20 protein-coding genes and 1 pseudogene are annotated in these 16,562 nt (G+C 30.3%); 5 read left to right on the forward strand and 16 right to left on the reverse strand.

Going from position 1 to position 16,562, the window contains the following annotated elements; translation table 11 throughout:
- Positions 1-22: 22 nt before the first annotated feature.
- The gene (locus B4G36_RS12675) at positions 23-181 is read right to left on the reverse strand and encodes a lmo0937 family membrane protein (RefSeq protein ID WP_115000514.1); all 159 of its coding nucleotides are present in this window, start codon (positions 179-181) and stop codon (positions 23-25) included.
- 46 nt (positions 182-227) lie between these two features.
- Positions 228-2,837 (reverse strand): cyanophycin synthetase, encoded by a 2,610-nt coding sequence (gene cphA / locus B4G36_RS12680; protein WP_291064261.1) that lies wholly within the window; start codon positions 2,835-2,837, stop codon positions 228-230.
- A gap of 130 nt (positions 2,838-2,967) precedes the next feature.
- On the opposite strand from cphA, the gene B4G36_RS12685 reads away from it, so the two are divergent.
- Together B4G36_RS12685 and B4G36_RS12690 are read left to right on the forward strand one after the other, a co-directional pair.
- Positions 2,968-3,867: a cyanophycinase gene (locus tag B4G36_RS12685; RefSeq protein WP_312193795.1), complete on the forward strand. Its 900-nt coding sequence runs from the start codon at positions 2,968-2,970 to the stop codon at positions 3,865-3,867.
- Between the two features lies 1 nt (position 3,868).
- Positions 3,869-4,711 (forward strand): isoaspartyl peptidase/L-asparaginase, encoded by an 843-nt coding sequence (locus B4G36_RS12690; protein ID WP_291064262.1) that lies wholly within the window; start codon positions 3,869-3,871, stop codon positions 4,709-4,711.
- Between the two features lie 11 nt (positions 4,712-4,722).
- Here B4G36_RS12690 and B4G36_RS12695 read toward each other — a convergent pair whose 3' ends face one another.
- From B4G36_RS12695 to B4G36_RS12735, 9 genes are all read right to left on the reverse strand, one after another.
- Positions 4,723-4,983, reverse strand: a complete 261-nt coding sequence (locus tag B4G36_RS12695) for a hypothetical protein (RefSeq protein WP_291064263.1) — start codon at positions 4,981-4,983, stop codon at positions 4,723-4,725.
- Between the two features lie 584 nt (positions 4,984-5,567).
- A complete protein-coding gene (locus B4G36_RS12700) occupies positions 5,568-5,729 on the reverse strand; it encodes a hypothetical protein (RefSeq protein WP_409410942.1) in 162 nt (53 codons plus the stop codon).
- 43 nt (positions 5,730-5,772) lie between these two features.
- Entirely contained in the window at positions 5,773-5,979 is a 207-nt protein-coding gene (locus B4G36_RS12705) for an SDR family NAD(P)-dependent oxidoreductase (RefSeq protein ID WP_291064265.1), read from the reverse strand.
- On the reverse strand, positions 5,958-6,191 hold the full coding sequence (locus B4G36_RS12710; protein ID WP_291064266.1) for an SDR family NAD(P)-dependent oxidoreductase: 234 nt from the start codon (positions 6,189-6,191) through the stop codon (positions 5,958-5,960). Before B4G36_RS12710 ends, B4G36_RS12705 begins: the two co-directional genes overlap by 22 nt.
- 118 nt (positions 6,192-6,309) lie before the next feature.
- Positions 6,310-6,717 (reverse strand): cytochrome C, encoded by a 408-nt coding sequence (locus B4G36_RS12715; RefSeq protein ID WP_291064267.1) that lies wholly within the window; start codon positions 6,715-6,717, stop codon positions 6,310-6,312.
- A gap of 10 nt (positions 6,718-6,727) precedes the next feature.
- Positions 6,728-6,994 carry a hypothetical protein gene (locus tag B4G36_RS12720; protein WP_291064268.1) on the reverse strand — a complete coding sequence of 89 codons (267 nt, stop codon included), beginning with the start codon at positions 6,992-6,994 and terminating at the stop codon, positions 6,728-6,730.
- A gap of 1 nt (position 6,995) precedes the next feature.
- Positions 6,996-7,988, reverse strand: a complete 993-nt coding sequence (locus B4G36_RS12725) for a cbb3-type cytochrome c oxidase subunit II (protein ID WP_291064269.1) — start codon at positions 7,986-7,988, stop codon at positions 6,996-6,998.
- A 10-nt stretch (positions 7,989-7,998) separates the two neighbouring features.
- A complete protein-coding gene (locus tag B4G36_RS12730) occupies positions 7,999-9,750 on the reverse strand; it encodes a cbb3-type cytochrome c oxidase subunit I (protein ID WP_291064270.1) in 1,752 nt (583 codons plus the stop codon).
- 109 nt (positions 9,751-9,859) lie between these two features.
- Positions 9,860-10,003 (reverse strand): hypothetical protein, encoded by a 144-nt coding sequence (locus tag B4G36_RS12735; RefSeq protein ID WP_160279567.1) that lies wholly within the window; start codon positions 10,001-10,003, stop codon positions 9,860-9,862.
- Between the two features lie 228 nt (positions 10,004-10,231).
- Between B4G36_RS12735 and B4G36_RS12740 the strand changes: the two genes are divergently transcribed.
- From B4G36_RS12740 to B4G36_RS12750, 3 genes are read left to right on the forward strand one after another with little or no spacing between them, the layout of a single operon-like run.
- Positions 10,232-10,648 carry a cyclic nucleotide-binding domain-containing protein gene (locus tag B4G36_RS12740; RefSeq protein ID WP_291064271.1) on the forward strand — a complete coding sequence of 139 codons (417 nt, stop codon included), beginning with the start codon at positions 10,232-10,234 and terminating at the stop codon, positions 10,646-10,648.
- A 31-nt stretch (positions 10,649-10,679) separates the two neighbouring features.
- Entirely contained in the window at positions 10,680-11,531 is an 852-nt protein-coding gene (locus B4G36_RS12745) for an SDR family oxidoreductase (protein ID WP_291064272.1), read from the forward strand.
- Positions 11,532-11,537: 6 nt separating this feature from the next.
- Entirely contained in the window at positions 11,538-11,882 is a 345-nt protein-coding gene (locus B4G36_RS12750) for a hypothetical protein (protein WP_291064273.1), read from the forward strand.
- 224 nt (positions 11,883-12,106) lie between these two features.
- Here B4G36_RS12750 and B4G36_RS12755 read toward each other — a convergent pair whose 3' ends face one another.
- The 5 genes and pseudogenes from B4G36_RS12755 to B4G36_RS12775 form a co-directional block, all read right to left on the reverse strand.
- The gene (locus B4G36_RS12755; protein WP_291064274.1) at positions 12,107-12,706 is read right to left on the reverse strand and encodes a Crp/Fnr family transcriptional regulator; all 600 of its coding nucleotides are present in this window, start codon (positions 12,704-12,706) and stop codon (positions 12,107-12,109) included.
- 189 nt (positions 12,707-12,895) lie between these two features.
- The gene (locus B4G36_RS12760; RefSeq protein WP_291064275.1) at positions 12,896-13,462 is read right to left on the reverse strand and encodes a ferritin-like domain-containing protein; all 567 of its coding nucleotides are present in this window, start codon (positions 13,460-13,462) and stop codon (positions 12,896-12,898) included.
- 57 nt (positions 13,463-13,519) lie between these two features.
- Positions 13,520-14,146: a KGG domain-containing protein gene (locus B4G36_RS12765; protein WP_291064276.1), complete on the reverse strand. Its 627-nt coding sequence runs from the start codon at positions 14,144-14,146 to the stop codon at positions 13,520-13,522.
- Between the two features lie 434 nt (positions 14,147-14,580).
- Positions 14,581-15,216, reverse strand: coding sequence for a hypothetical protein (locus tag B4G36_RS12770; protein ID WP_291064277.1), 636 nt, complete (start codon positions 15,214-15,216; stop codon positions 14,581-14,583).
- A gap of 632 nt (positions 15,217-15,848) precedes the next feature.
- Positions 15,849-16,562, reverse strand: a pseudogene (locus B4G36_RS12775) (integrase core domain-containing protein); the annotation flags it as partial.

The raw sequence follows: 16,562 nt of genomic DNA on the forward strand, positions 1-16,562 counted from the left end.
TTCTTTCAGATTATTTTTTATACTAAGGTTTTCGCCCTGTAATTAATCTGTATAATAAAGCTATGATAGCAAGCACAAGTAATATGTGAATAAATTGACCTACTGCTTGGCCGAATCCGAAATAACCTATAGCCCACAAAATAAGTAATACTACAGCAATAATTGAAATTAGATTTCTCATAAATTTTGATTTTAATTAAACATTTACTTTTTATAGTTTAAATTGTTTAGGAATTTTTGTTCATATGAAATTGCACTAGTTCTATAGCATTGGAAACAGCATCGCTAAGTGCGACTATAAAATCACCTTTTTCTGCTTTGTTTATTGTATGTTCTATCGCTTCAATTTCATTCGGAATTATTTCATAAGGAAAATCCTCTTGAACTTCATGAATACCTTTTACAAGCAATTGTATAATTTCTTCCTCTGTTCGTCCCCTTAAGTGTCTTTCTTGTCGAATAATAATATAATCAAACATCTCCGCTGCTATTTTTCCACACTTTTGTATGTCTTCGTCTCTTCTATCCCCTACACCTGAAATAATTCCAATTTTTTTATTTGCTTTCACTTTAGACAAATAATCTTTTATAGCTGTGTATCCTGCAGGGTTATGTGCGAAATCGATTAATATTTTAAAATCTTTGAACTGAAAAATATTCATTCTACCAGGTGTTAAATCAGGGCTTGGAACAAAAGTATTCAACGCTTTCGTAATCTGGGGAACATGCAAACCTGATATATATGCTGCTAATACAGCAGCTAGAACATTTTGAATCATGAAAATAGCTTTTCCATTCATTGTTAACGGTATATCGCAAATATTCGCAACAACTATTCGTTCTTTTTTAGTCTGTATTACAATATTTTCTTGCGTATACAATGCGACTATATTTCCATTTTTAATAAGTTTTTGAACTTCTTTACTTTTTTCATCCAATGAAAAATACGCAATTTGACATGCTAATTTCTTTGAAATTTCCATTGAATAATAATCTTCAGTATTTAAAATTGCCCAACCGTCTTTTTTCACACTTTCAACAACAACAGATTTTACTCTAGCTAATTGCTCTAAAGAATCGATATCTTTTAATCCCAAATGATCTTCTGTAATATTCGTTATTATACCAATATCGCAAGCACTAAATCCAAGTCCTTCTCTCAGAATTCCACCTCTTGCAGTTTCTAAAACAGCAATATCTATTGTTGGATCATTCAATATTTTTTTTGCACTAATAGGACCTGTTGTATCCCCTTTCTCCATTAGCTGATTATTAATATAAATACCGTCGGATGTTGTATAACCTACATTTTTTTCAGTGTTTTTAAATATATGTGCAATTAAACGAGTGGTGGTTGTTTTACCATTGGTACCTGTAATTGCTATTATTGGAATAGTTGGTAATTTTTGAAAAGGGAATAGCATATCTAAAACGGGAGAAGCAACATTGCGCGAAATTCCTTTTGTTGGTTCTATATGCATTCTAAATCCTGGAGCTGCATTTACTTCTATTACCACTCCACCAGATGTATACAAAGATTCGGATAAATTGGATGCTATGATATCAATACCACATATATCCAAATTGATGACTTTAGCAATTTTCTCTGCTATAATAATATTATCAGGATGAAGGTCTTCAGTTGTATCAATAGATGTTCCTCCTGTACTGAGATTTGCTGTTGCTTTTAAATAAATTATTTCAGCTCTTTTGGGTATAGATTGTAGATCGTAGTTTTTTGATTTTAATAATGAAATTGTATGATGGTCTATGCTAATTTTTGTTAAAACTTGTTCATGACCTTCTCCTCTTTTAGGGTTTTCATTTTCAATTTGAATTAATTCTTTTATCGTAAGTTTTCCATCTCCAATTATATGAGCAGGTATTCGTTTAGCCGCGGCAACTACTTTTTTATTGATGACCAATATTCTAAAATCATACCCTTTTACAAATTTTTCTACGATTATTTTTTGACTAAATTCTCGTGCATTCTGGAATGCTTTTTCAGCAGTTTCATATTCATTTATATTGGTGGTTACTCCTCTTCCGTGATTACAATTATATGGTTTAATAACAATTGGATAGTTTATTTTATCTATTATTTTTTTTAAATCTTCTTCATTTTCGCCTATACCACCATCAGCGATAGGAATAAATGCATCCTTTAATAATTGTTTGGTTCGAAATTTATCACATGCAATCTCAACAGCCAGATAGTTGGTTTTATCTGTAATTGTCGCCTCTAATCTAGCTTGATTTTTACCATATCCCAATTGGATATAAGAATGATTATTTAATCGTGTCCATGGTATTTTTCGGTTTTCTGCTTCATTAATTATACTTTGTGTAGAAGGACCGAGTTTATTTGAATTCCATATTTTAGTCATATTTTTAATATCTTCTGAAATGGAATAAGATGAATTAGATATTAATGCTTCTGCAATTCTAACAGCTGCCTTTGCTGCATACATCCCTACTTCTTCATCTTGATATGCAAATACAACATTATAAGTTCCTGGAGTATTTGTTTCGCGAGTTCTACCAAAGCCGGTATTCATACCTGCTAGGGTTTGTATTTCTAATGCGATATGCTCAATTACATGCCCCATCCATGTTCCTTCTTTTACACGAGTAAAAAAACCACCAGCTACCCCTTCAGAACAACGATGCGAGTACATTGTAGGTAACCATGATTGTATACGTTCTGCAAATCCATCAATCTTATTCGTTGGAAATTGTTCTAAACGACCTAAATTCAATCGCATTTGGATTAGTTTTTCTCTTTTAATACTCCAAAAATTTGGTCCTTTTAAAATCGATATATTTTCTATTTTCATATGTGGTAAGTGTTATAATTATTCAATATATCTTTACAAGAACTAGACCTATTTAGGGATTTAACATTACTTTATCATTTATTTAAGAACTAAAACTTGTTCAAGCCTATCAATATTTATTAAATTGAAAATGAATAAATTAATTAATATGAGTATAAAAGGAAAATTAATCATAGTTGGAGGAGGAATAAATACTGCTGAGAACATTCCTTCTCACTTACCGAAGGAAGAAGTACTCAACGATTTTTTTTATCAGAATGGAATTTTAAAAAAGATTATTGAGGAATCGAAATTAAAAGAGAATTCAAGAATTGAAATTATAACCACAGCTTCACAATCTCCAAAACTTGCTGCTGAATCTTATATAAAAGCCTTTAAACTATTAAGTGCAACAAACGTAGCACATTTAGATATTAATACACGTGTAGATGCTTTACATCCTGATTCGCTAGCACGTTTAGATGAAGCTAATGTTGTTTTATTTAGTGGCGGAGATCAATTGAGACTTACTTCAACTATCGGTGGAACTCCTTTTCAACAAAAGCTTCTTCAAAAATATTATCATGAAGATTTTATTTATGCTGGAACATCCGCAGGAGCTGCTGCCGCATCTTCTAGTATGATTTATCAAGGCGCAAGTAATGATGCATTATTAAAAGGTGCGGTAGAAATGAACAGCGGGCTTGGGTTAATTGATTCCATTATTGTTGATACACATTTTATTCAACGTGGGAGAATTGGAAGATTATTTCAAGCAGTTACTGGAAATCCAATGAAAATAGGTATCGGATTGAGTGAAGACACTGGACTAATTATCAGCGATAACAATAACAAAATGACAGCAATTGGTTCTGGTTCTGTTATTTTGGTTGATGGAAGAGAAATTTTGGATACGAGTTTATCAAAGGTAGACATTGGATATCCAATTTCAATCAGCCATATTATTTCTCACGTGATGACACGAAATGATATTTTTCATTTTGATCAAAATAAAATTATCATCAAAGATTCTCAATATAACAATCAATAAAATGAAACTAATTATTCACGGCGGTTTTTTCTCCGAATCATTAACTGATCCTGAAACTAAATTCCAAAAGCAAAGTGCTTTAATTAAAATTGTACAAAAAGGGTACGACTATTTAACAACACACACAGCAGTTGAAACTGTTGTATATACAGTAAGTTTATTAGAAGACGACCCTTTATTTAATGCAGGATTAGGTTCTCAAATACAATCGGATGGAAAAATAAGATTAAGTGCTGCTTTAATGAATGGGAATACTCTTAAAATGTCTGGTGTTATTAATATAGAAAATGTTGAACATCCAATTTTAGTTGCAGAAAAACTAATGACTTACGATGATCGTATTTTGGCTGGTAGTGGAGCAATAGAATTTGCCAGTAAGCATGGATTCGACCATTTTAATCCTGAAACTGAGCAACGTAAAAAAGAATTTGAAGAAAAAATAAATTCTACGAGAACAAGTACTGTTGGATGTGTTTGTTTAGATGGCGATAATAATATTGCTGTTGCTACATCAACTGGAGGAAAAGGTTTTGAAATACCAGGGCGTGTATCAGATTCTGCTACTGTTGCTGGTAATTACGCTAATAAATATTGTGGTGTTAGTATGACCGGAGTTGGAGAAGATATCGTAAGTGGAGCAATGGCTGCAAAAATTGTAACACGAGTTACAGACGGAATTACAATAGAAGATGCATTTGAAAAATCTTTTGAAGAATTAAAACAAATTAAAGGCTTTGCTGGTGCAATTGCCATTGATCATTTTGGAAATATTTTTCATCAAGAAAGTCATCTAACTATGGTATATGCATCATTTGATGGAATAGAATTGAAATATTTTGAATAAAAAAATACAATCTAATTGTTTGTATCATTTAAAGTATCAATAAGCTTAGTTTTTATATATTCAACTAATATTGATTTAGCTGAAGTTGATTGAGGTGTGTGATCTTCTTCAACTTTTCCTCCTTCACTTAATATCACACCTTCTCGAGGATCAGCTTCACAATTATCCCCTTCTAATACTCTTGAAGAATTAAATCCCTTTTCATATGCTTTGTCATATAATTCATTCAATAAATTTTGAATTTTGTCTATGTTTAAGTAATCTTTTTCCATCGTTTATTTTTTTATTGTAAGTGATTATTACAAAATTAAAATGAGATTGGGTTTAGAGTTTATGAGTTCAATCATAAATTATATATTACAAATACCTTATTCATTCCGATTCTTACATGGTCGACATGTCCATGTGTTATAATGACTAGGTCAACTGATTTACATGGATTAATATAAAATTTGCGTGATATACAAGATTGAACTTTAATATCACAATGATTTAGTACCAACTCTCTTGAATATAAATAGACCAAACCCTATTACTATCCCTAGAGATACTATTTTTTAGTTCCTTTAGAAAGTACAGCTAAACTTGTTTCACCATAAATTTGATGCGGTTCTTTAGAAGGTTCTAAAATATTTCCTTCTACATCTTTACCTTCTTTCTTTTTCATCATCATACGTAATGCAAAATGTGATAAATTAGTTATACTATATGGAAAAATAGCATGTTCTGATTTTAATAAAAAAGAGGTGACATCTGGAAAATTATCTTCTTTAGGTTTTTTAGTAAGGTTTACAATTAATTGCGCCGTATCAAGAGGGTCTGCTGCAAAAGGAGGAATTTTAAAATCTAACCCTGATTATTTTGCTGAATGTATATTTCCTGTTGATCGCTGAACCTGAGGATATAAATTACAAATATGTATTTTTGGATAACACGCATACTCACTTTGCAAACCTTCCATCAATCCTTTAATTCCAAATTTAGTAGAAGAATAGACAGCACTAAAAGGGGCTGGCATATACCCTCCTATTGAGACATTATTGATAAGTATAGCTTTTTTGTTACTTCTTAAAAACTGGTAAAACATAGTAAGCACCATGCATATAACCCATTAGATTAGTTTTGATGACTTGTTCATTAATATTCATACAAATTTCCTCGAATTTTCCACTTGTCATAACACCTACATTGTTCACCCAAAAATCAATTTCACCTAAATGTTTTAATGTAAAATCGACTAATTCTTTTACATCATCTGCAATTGACATATCTGTTTTTTTTTGTAAATAGCTTTAGCTCCTAACTCTTTACATTTCTCAGTTGCTCTAACAAGACCTTCTACTCCTCTCGCTGCTAAGACTAATATACAACCTTCTTTTGCAAATGAAATTGATTTCGTTAAACCAACACCACTTGATGCACCGGTAATTACAACTACTTTATCTTGTATATTTTTTCGATTTGATTGAAATAAACTCATAATTAAGATTTTTTAGATTTAAAAAATGAATACTACATATTCATATTACACTGTAAATCAAACATTAAATCAATTAACATTATTAAAATTTGGGAATTATTGATCCTTCTTAGTTATGTTAGGAGATTGAGTAACTTGTTATCTCATAATAGATTGCCCATCCGATAAACAAAAGTATAAGTATCCAAACCCAATAAGGAACAGTTTTAGGGGATTCGCTACCATTAATTAAAAAACTTTTTTGATTTCCTTTATCGTAAGCATTAATCATAAGTGAAACAGTTCCATTTAAAATAGACTTATTTTTTATTCCTTCTACTTGAATAAAAGGTCCGTTTGTAACAGTAAACTGTATGATTTTAATTCCTTCTTTGCCCGTTGTCGAACGACTAACTATTTTTAAAAAATGTTCTCCATCAACCATCTTTTCTGTATCTAAATCAAAAACAGTAGGTGCGTCCAATTCTGCAATCGGCTGCAATTGATCATCTAAAAATAAAAATATTTTGCTTCTGTCATTTTTCATACGATCTGTTTTAATCTGAATAAAATAAATTTTTTATGTGTCCACTTTCTTTTTCTCCTGGTTTAAATAAATATTTTAGGGATAGAATAAAAGTCCATAATGTAATTAGAATAACAATTACTACAATAAACCAATCCCAATCGCTTTGAGGACCTGTTCCATGTGTAAAATTCTGTGTGATTTTTGGTTGTTGCAATTGACATGCATCACATGCAAACAAAGCTGATGTAAGGAATATACTTACAAAGCACATTTTATTTTTAGCTCTTTTATCCATATTATTTTATTTTATCCAAAATGACTTGCACTTCTTCAACTGTTATTTTTTTTGCATTATTTCCCCAACTTGAGCGTTCGTGATTTATTATAGCCGCTACATCTTCGGCTGTAAAACCTGCATTCTCTCCCACTGCAGGCATAGTTGCATATTCTGGTCGAGGATCATAACCTTTCATAATTATTGTAACATATAATTCTAAAGCTCCACCTGTAACTACAGGACTATTTTTTAAAGGAGGAAATGCTCCAGGGACTCCTTCTCCATTTGCTTGATGACATGTTGCACAATTAGTTGTGTATAATTCTTCACCATTTGGTAAAGTGGACATATTTTCAGTTTCGTTATCACTTTTTATTTTTCTTTTGTATAAGAAATCAGGAACACTACTTTCATCCGTAAATTGAGCTTGTTTTAACGATTTTAAATAAGCAACTAATTGTAATGCTTTTTTACTAGCTACAATTTTTTTATTACGCTTAACAAATTTCTCGGGAACTTTTACCTCAATATCATCTTTATGCAAAAAATCTCGTTCGATAAATAGAAAAGGATAAGCAGGCATAATAGATTGAGCTACAGCAGCACGTGGTTGATACAAATGTATCAAATGCCAATCCTCGCTAGGTTGCCTTTCTCCTACATTTGTTAAATCTGGTCCTGTACGTTCTGTCCCCATTAAATTAGCTGTATTTCGCCAAACATCTAATCGCTTATTATTCGCGTAATCAGCAGGTATACTTGGTCGTTTACCAAATACATTATCCATTTCTACATTCCGTACTTGCTGAGTATGGCATGCTACACATCCATTCTCGATATAAACCATTTTTCCTGCTAGTTCATCTACCGAGAGTTCTTTTGATTGTCGCGGTAACGGCTGATTTATCTTTTGATTTTCTAAGGCAGGAATAATTGCAATATATGTAGTCAAGAAGAGAAAAAGACCAAGTGCTGCCCCAAAAAGAGTTTTATGATTGTTAAAAAATGACATATAAATTTATTTAAAGATTAAACTCTTTTTCATTATACTGTTTCTTAGCTGCTAATATTTCAGAAGGAGTTACTGGAATTGAAATGTTTTCTCCTTTTTTAGTCATCCTATAAAAATTATATGCAAATATTAAATGAGATACCCACATCATAGTACCTCCTATTGCTCGCCAAAGCCAATAAGGTCCCATATTGATGACTCCTTGAATAAAAGGTTTTTTATCCATCCATAGTTGTCCTGTACCTGTTCCGCCAATCATGAGTGCAATAACATAGAATAATAATCCAATTAAAGCCAACCAAAAATGTATACCCACTAATAATTTTGGAGGTTCTTTACCTGTTAATCTTGGTACTAACGTATAGCAAAAACCCCACAGCATAAACGTGATAATGCCATACATTGTTAAATGAGAATGAGCAACAGTAAAATCTGTAAAATGCCATAATAAATTCGTGAATCGAAACGCTTCTACTGTTCCTTGAAAAGACCCTGTAAAATAAAAAATAATCGACATAAAATAGAAAGGCAAAGTGTAACTAGTTTTCAATTGATACCAAGCTCCATTAAATGTTAATAAAAAATTTGCTGTACCTGCTGCAACAGGAATTAACATTCCAGCACTTGCAACTATTGCAGTTGTTTGGAGACTCCAAGGTATAGCACTAAAAATAAAATGGTGTGTTCCTATCAATGTGTAAAATAAGGTGTGTGTCCAGAATGCTAGAATTCCTAAACTATACGAATAAATAGGTTTATTGAGTTGTTGTGGAAGAAAATAGTACATCAATCCCAAATTAATCATCATAAACCACATCCCAATTGCTTGATGCATATAATAACCTTGCATTATAGTTTCTCCCATTCCATTTTGCCAAAAAGGTAAATAACAAACTATAAGAACGACAACAATAAACATTGTTCCTGAAACAATATACCAATTTGATATATAAATTTCTTTCGTTTTGCGCTTAGCAATTGGTCTAAAAAAATTGTACAATGAAACTGCTACTCCTAAAGCGAAAGCGGACATGACTGGCCATATATATTCCCTATATTCCCCACCGCCATTATTAATTCCCGCAAGTAAAAATATAGTCCCTACTAAAACAGCCATATTAACTAAAACGAGAGAAAGATAACCGAGCTTTAAATTAAAATTTTCGATATTGCTTACTCTTGGTATTACATAGTAAGCAAAACCAAGCATGGCCAAAGATGCCCATCCCCAAAAAACGGAATTCGTATGTGAAGGCCTCATTCGTCCAAAACTAAGCCAGCTTACGTGATCTAAATCTGGTACAACAAATTTAATTCCTAAATAAAGGCCAAATGTTGTTCCAATAATCAACCAAAAAGTAGCTGTACCTAAAAAATATAAGATGAGTTTGCTTAAATCATTTGTTATGTATCTTTGAAAACTTGAAGTTCTTCTTTTAACAGGAAAAACTCTCAGCTCTTCAACTATATTAATATTTCTTACAATACCTTCTTCATCCGAAACAATGTAATTCTCAGAAAGGTTATGTGATGTAAGATTTAATTTTAAGGAATTTTCTTTTTGGTTATAAACTAAACGTTCTTCTTTAGAAAGGCTTTCTAGTTTTTTTTCAAGTTCTCGTGCTTGTTTTCGTTTTATTAAAGTACCATAAATTCCTAAAAGTCTAAAAATAATGATAAGCAAGCCTGAAAAGACAATTGCAAATATTAAAAAAATGGTAATTTGAACTCCATTTTCTTGTAGTAATGATCCACCTTCCATAATCGAAGTATTAAAATTTAAATATTGAGATCCAATACAGAATTGATCTCTTTAATAAAAAAGAGAATTCCTAATATTTATAGGAATTCTCCTAACACAAATAGATATTTTATCGACTTCTCTTAATAGAGTCGACATCGTAAGATGTGCTATCGACTGGAAGTATAGTATCAGCAGAGTCAGGAGACATTGGATACTCACCTGATAATATACTATCATGTGTAATAATAGAATCTTTCTGATTCGGTAACACTTCATTTCTTGGTTTACAGCTAATAGCTGTTAAAACGAATAAAAATGTAATGACTGCAATAGTTTTCATAAAATATCTTTTTGTGATTAAACAATACACAATGACAATCGACTCGTCATATTAAATTTCAAAATTAGAAGTAGAATACTGATGAGATTATGATTGTACTCATAAATAGAACTAAAAAATCAAAGTAGATTGGTTAAAACTACTTTAAAAACTTAGGATATGTTAATAGACAAAGATTTATTATTTGAATTTGGTGCAACTCAGCAAACCTACAAACCAGGAGAATTTATTATTAAAAAAGGCATAACAGCAAAATTTTATCTACAAATACAAAGAGGAAAAGTAAAGAGAAAAAATTATCAACACGAAAAAATACTTTTAGAAACTCAGCTTTCTAAAGGACAAAGTTTAGGTGAGTCATTTCTATTTTCGGAAGATCTATATACTATTACAATACAGGCAATGGTAGAATGTGACATATTAAAATTAGAGAAAGTAAGTTTTCATAATCTTTTAGAAAAACATCCTCATTTGTATGGTATTATTTGTAAATGTATGAGCGGAAAATTGTTTCATAAATTTATTATGATTCAACATTTATCAATCAGAAAACTTGGAATAGATAATTATAAGTGAATATTTTTTATAAACATTAAAACTAATAAAAATGAAAAAATTACAACAAGCAAATCAACAACAAACCAGACCAGGAAAAGAAAAAAAAATGCAACCAATTCCCGAGACAGATCCAATTATATATTCTCAAAAAGGGAAATTAGTGGGAAAAACAGCCTTAATAACAGGTGGCGATAGTGGAATTGGAAAAGCTACAGCTTTACTTTTTGCTAAAGAAGGTGCAGATATCGTAATCGCATATTTAAATGAAAAGGAAGAGGCATTATCGACTAAAAAAGAAATTGAAAAATTTAATGTCAATTGTAAAATAATAAAAGGTGATTTATCCATTGAAAAAAATTGTAGAATTGTAGTTGAAAAAACGATTGAATCTTTTCATAAAATTGATATTTTAATTAATAATGCAGCTTTACATTGGGAAAGTGAAACATTAGAAGAAATTTCAACGAAGCAACTAGAAAAGACATTTAAAAACAATGTATTCTCATATTTCTGGATGACAAAATACGCTTTACCTTATATGCAAAAAGGAAGCACCATCATCAATACTACTTCAGTTACTGCTTATAGGGGAAGTCCAAAATTAATTGATTATGCTGCCAGCAAAGGAGCTATCGTTTCATTTACAAGAAGCTTATCTGCTAATTTAGTAAAAAAAGAAATTAGAGTAAATGCTGTTGCACCTGGTCCTGTTTGGACACCTCTTATTGTATCTTCTTTTGAACCTGAAAAAATTGCAACATTTGGAAGTGACAAACCTATGGAAAGAGCTGCTATGCCAAATGAAATTGCTCCTGCTTTTTTATTTTTAGCTTCAGAAGATGCTCGATTTATTACGGGACAAGTAATCCATCCAAATGGTGGAGAAATCATAAACGGCTAAAGAAATATGAGAAAATCAGATAATACTCATTCAGAACATGAATTTTTATGTTTAATTCATGAATTTATTTTTGGATCTACAACTGCACATTTGATTCTTGATCCCCCATTTATTATTAAATCGCTTGAGAAAATTAGTCAAACAACTTTATGTAAACAAAAAAAAGAATTTTTTGAAAATATAATTACTGACTACAAAACCTCAGTAATCGAATTTCTTGACAAGAATAATTATTCACATGGAGAAATTTGTCTAACAAAAAAAATGTTAATTCATTTTTATTCAAACTTTTCTTATAATAAAGTAAAAAAAGAACAAGAATTAATAGTGTTGATACATAGAGATTTATAAATAAAATTAGCCCATTATTTCTATATAAATAATAATGGGCTAATAAAATAATCAAATTATTTTCTACTATTTCTTTTCTTTTTTCTTTTTTTGAGCCAAAAAAATAAAAATATCCATCCTCCTATAAGCATTATTATATAAGCGAAAATATGTATGCTAGATAAAAAAAATTCTTTAAATTGTGGGAACATAATGGTTGTTTTTAGGTTGTTAACAAATTCTTCTTAATATAGTATTTTGCCCTTTTGTAACCTCAACATATTCTGAGATTCCATTAACTTGACTGTTCGAATTACAGTTTCTACACACATTCCTGTTATACCAGCTAATTGCTGCCGTGTTAAATCTATTTTAAAAGAAAAAGGTACTGTTGATTCTATAGCATTATTCTTCAAATAATCCAATAATCCTTTCATTCTAATAATGGGGTTATTAATGGAATTATTTTGCATCATAAGAAACTTATAATGCAATTTCTCTGACATACAACGACTAAGATTTATGTATATACAAGGATTAGATTCCAATAATTTTAAAAAATTTGTTTTACTTAATCTTAAACATACGGAATCTTCTATAACTTGTGCGTTCATCGGGTATACTCCATCTAAAAACAAAAAACATTCTCCTACGCTATTTCCTGGTAATAGAATGTTTTGTATGGATTCTTTTCCTTCTTCATTAAAATGATTAACTTTAACTTTTCCTACAATAATCTGATAATAGAAAGAAGGATGAGCACCTTCCGTAAATACAGTCTCTCCATTCTTAAAATAGACTCTTTCAGCACCAAACTGATACAATAATTTTTCATCAATAAGCATAATATTAATCTTTTGAGGTTTGTTTTTAAAGTATAGTATAGAGGCAGTAAATCGTTTTAAAACAATTCAATAAGTATACCATATGATGAATCGGTATGTTAAACTTTCTAGTATAATCCTTTTCTAATAAAAGATCTCTTATTTTTCATTTATTCATAATAAATATTAATAAGAGATCTAATCACAGAACTAATTTTCTTCTTCCGCTTCAAAATTGATTGAAGTTTCAGCAATTTCAGTAAGATTATCATCCGTTTCTTCTTCTTCAGATAATGTTCTTTCAAGTAAATCAGCAACCTTTTCATGTTCCATTGTCAAAGCTAACTGCACAAGTCCTCCATACGTTGCAATTTCATAATGTTCAATTTTTTGAGCAGCAATAATCAAAGCCGCGTCACGCGTCATCGATCCGTCTTTAGTGGATTTTATAATCTCTTCCGCCTCTTTTATTAAACCTTTTATCGCTTCACATTCTTTTTTATCTGCTTTTTCATCGAGTAAAGTAAAAACTTTTTCTAGTCGGCTAATATGCTTTTTGGTTTGTAATTGATGATCCTCAAAAGCATCTTGCAGTTCTTCAGTTGTTGCAGATTTTTGCATTTTTTCCAATCCATCAATTAATGCATGTTCAGCATAGTATATGTCTTTAAGTGCAGAAATAAAGAATTTATGCAATTCTGATTTTTTCATTTTATCATCAATATTTTCGGTTAATTTATTCGTTGAATCAATTTGATGAGACTCTTTCTTTGCCATAATTATTCATTTTTTTTAATAAAAATTGCCCCTCCTAAAAGAGGCAATATAAAACAATTAACCATTTCTTCTACCTCCAAAACCTGAACGGCTTGAATTTGAAGAACGCCCGCGTTGATTAGAAGATCGTCCACCTCCATGTGATGCTCTACCTCCCATACGCGCAATACGCGTACGTTCTGCTTTGCTCATTGAAGCAAATCCTCTTTTTGAAGTTCCCGATCCACTTCCTGAATTTCTGCTATTCCCACTTCTTGATGGATTGCTTCGAGAATTAGAAGAAGAGTTAGAAGTAGATCTTCGGTTATTAGATGGTGATGATGAAGAACGGTTACCACGACCAGAAGATCGATTATTAGAAGAAACAAATCTACCCATACTATCTCGCTGTGGCGTACTTCTTCTATTTCCTCTTCTATTATCCTGATCATCTTCGTCGTCGTAATCATCATCGTCATAATCATCATCGTCATAGTCATCATCGTCATAGTCATCATCTTGATAACCGCTTATAAAATCATCATAGTCTTCTTCATAATCAGAAAAATCATCATCATAATCTTCATCTTGTGATGCATCATTAAAACCATGATCATAACCCAGCTGATAAATTTCTTCTAAGGTTGATTTAGCATTGTTTGAATTGCTGTGTGAATTGTGGTTGTTTGAATTACTTCTTTTCATAATTGTAGTTTTGTAATCTATGACACAAATTGACTAGTATAAATTATGACATAAATTCGATTTAACTTTTATTGAAATACTAATTAGATTTCTTTCTATGGCTAAATTATTCACATAAAGATTATGATGTTATGACTCAAATCATATTCGTTTAAAAACTTTTAAAAATCTTAAAATCAACACATTAAAAACCCGCAGTATTTTGCGGGTATTAAAAAAGAATAAAACATTAATAAGTGTGATATGTAAAAGTAATTAATTTAACCTTGTTTTTTACCAATAAGGAGTCGTAATACTAAGGAGATAAAAGCCATAAATAATAGAAAATGTACAATTCCATGATAGCTTATACCTAATCCAAAGTATATTAATCCCCAGAAAATTATTAGAATGGTTGCTATTAACACAAATGTATTTCTCATTTCAGTTTTAATTTAAAAGTTAATTAAGCCTTCACATAAACATTTCCATTCTAATTTAGCTATTCCAAGCATTCCTCCTAAAGCAATAATGAAGTTTCTAAAAAAATTGATAAAATTAGTATGACTCAAATTAGGATGTTCATTTCGACCATATACTCCTATTTTGATTAAATTATTATCTTTACTTATTCGAAAAGTTGAGGTCGACTTTTTACTATAAAAATGAGCAATTAATTTGCTATTTTTTTGATTTGGAGGACTAGTTGGAGAACAAACAAAAGACAAACTTGCTTGATTGTAATCAATAGATTTTTGCTCGCAAATTGATACTATTTTTACCCAATCAAATCCATTTTTACCAAAAGTTCCTGGTCCTGGTATATCAATTCGTATATAATCTCCAACAATTGGTAAGCGATTAGCATGAGCTCCACTTTGGTCAAACAATCTAAAATCAGCAGAAGATTCACCACAGAAATGTTTCCAATTATTTATAGAAAGAAATCTACATCTTAGTATTTGGTAACAATCATCAATTAATCCATTATCATTGAAATATCTATTACTTTCTGTATCATGAAAGCCTCCTCCTCTTTGTTTTGGAATTTCATCATAAGTTTTTGTTAGATTTTTTCTCATCTTTTTCATAATGTATGAATTAACATTAACGAAATTAGCTGCATCTATTTCATATATTTATGATTGAGGTCATATTTTTGCAAAAAAAGTTTAATGAATATCCTAGTTATTATATTAATCTTACCATGATGAAAGGAATAAAAAATCATTAAGACGCCCTTTTAAATTATGAACCGTAGAACAAAATTACAAAAGAAGTAATATTTCCTATTTAGCTAGAAAACTTCAAATAAAAGCTTCATTATAATACAATTGGAGCAAAGATTATCAATAATATGGTTCCAGAAGTTTCGTAGGAAAAGATAATTTAAAACTAACATCAAACACAAGCATATAACAGAATTAGAGAAAAATGTTAAAAATGCTAAATTAGAACGTCATATATTTAAAAAACAATCAGCACTTTCTCCAACAACGGTTTAATAAATAGAGATTAAAAAATCATGAACTCCAATTTCCAATTGAGAAAATGTGTTTTTAAAAATCTATTATAGCTGCTATTTAAAATAGAGAAAGAGGAATTATTCAAATCGGCTTTTGAGAAAAAATTTGATTTTAGATAAAATAAAGTATTTATATATTTAAATTAAATAGAGATATGGAAGTGTCGTACTTCATAACCTCGTAGACTTTAAATATAATTATTTTAGTTTTGATTTTAGTATTTCATAAGGTGTTTTCCTTTAAATGAACAATGAGGCCTATTGAAATTATAAAAGTTTTCCCATTCTTCTAATTTTTGATTTAAATCCACATCATCTGTGTAACTTAAAAGTTGATAAAACTCTTTTTTATCTGTTAAATGAGATCGTTCAACTTTCCCGTTTAATTGAGGTGTACCCACTTTTATAAATCGGTGTCTCATTCCTAAATCTTGAACATGCCAATGAAACTTTGATTGAAATTCGTGTCCATTATCTGTTTGAATTGTATTAATTCTAAAAGGGAATTTTTCTATCACATAATTTATGAAATCAATTGAACTTAATTGATTATGTTTTTCATAGTTTTTAAGCGCTCTTATTCGTGTAGCATCATCAATCGCTGTGTATTGAAATCGCTTGATTTTAGTTCCATTTACGTCATGGAATATTAGAAATTTAACATCAACTTGTACATGATGACCAGGTGTTTCTTTTTCATAACTGATACTATGCATGGCTCTTGTAGTCACCTTTCTGTCTAATCTAGCAACATTATTACGCTTTAGAATACGATAAACACTTGATTCGGATATTAAAAAATTATGATAACGTTCTAAATACCATTTAATTCGCCAAGTCCCTAATTTATGTTCTTTTCGAAGTTCTAATACTTTATTTACAATCTCTTGCTTAATTTGGTTAGGAAAAGTA

It is taken from the genome of Empedobacter sp. UBA3239 (assembly GCF_002362875.1).
Classification (GTDB): Bacteria; Bacteroidota; Bacteroidia; order Flavobacteriales; family Weeksellaceae; genus Empedobacter; species Empedobacter falsenii_B.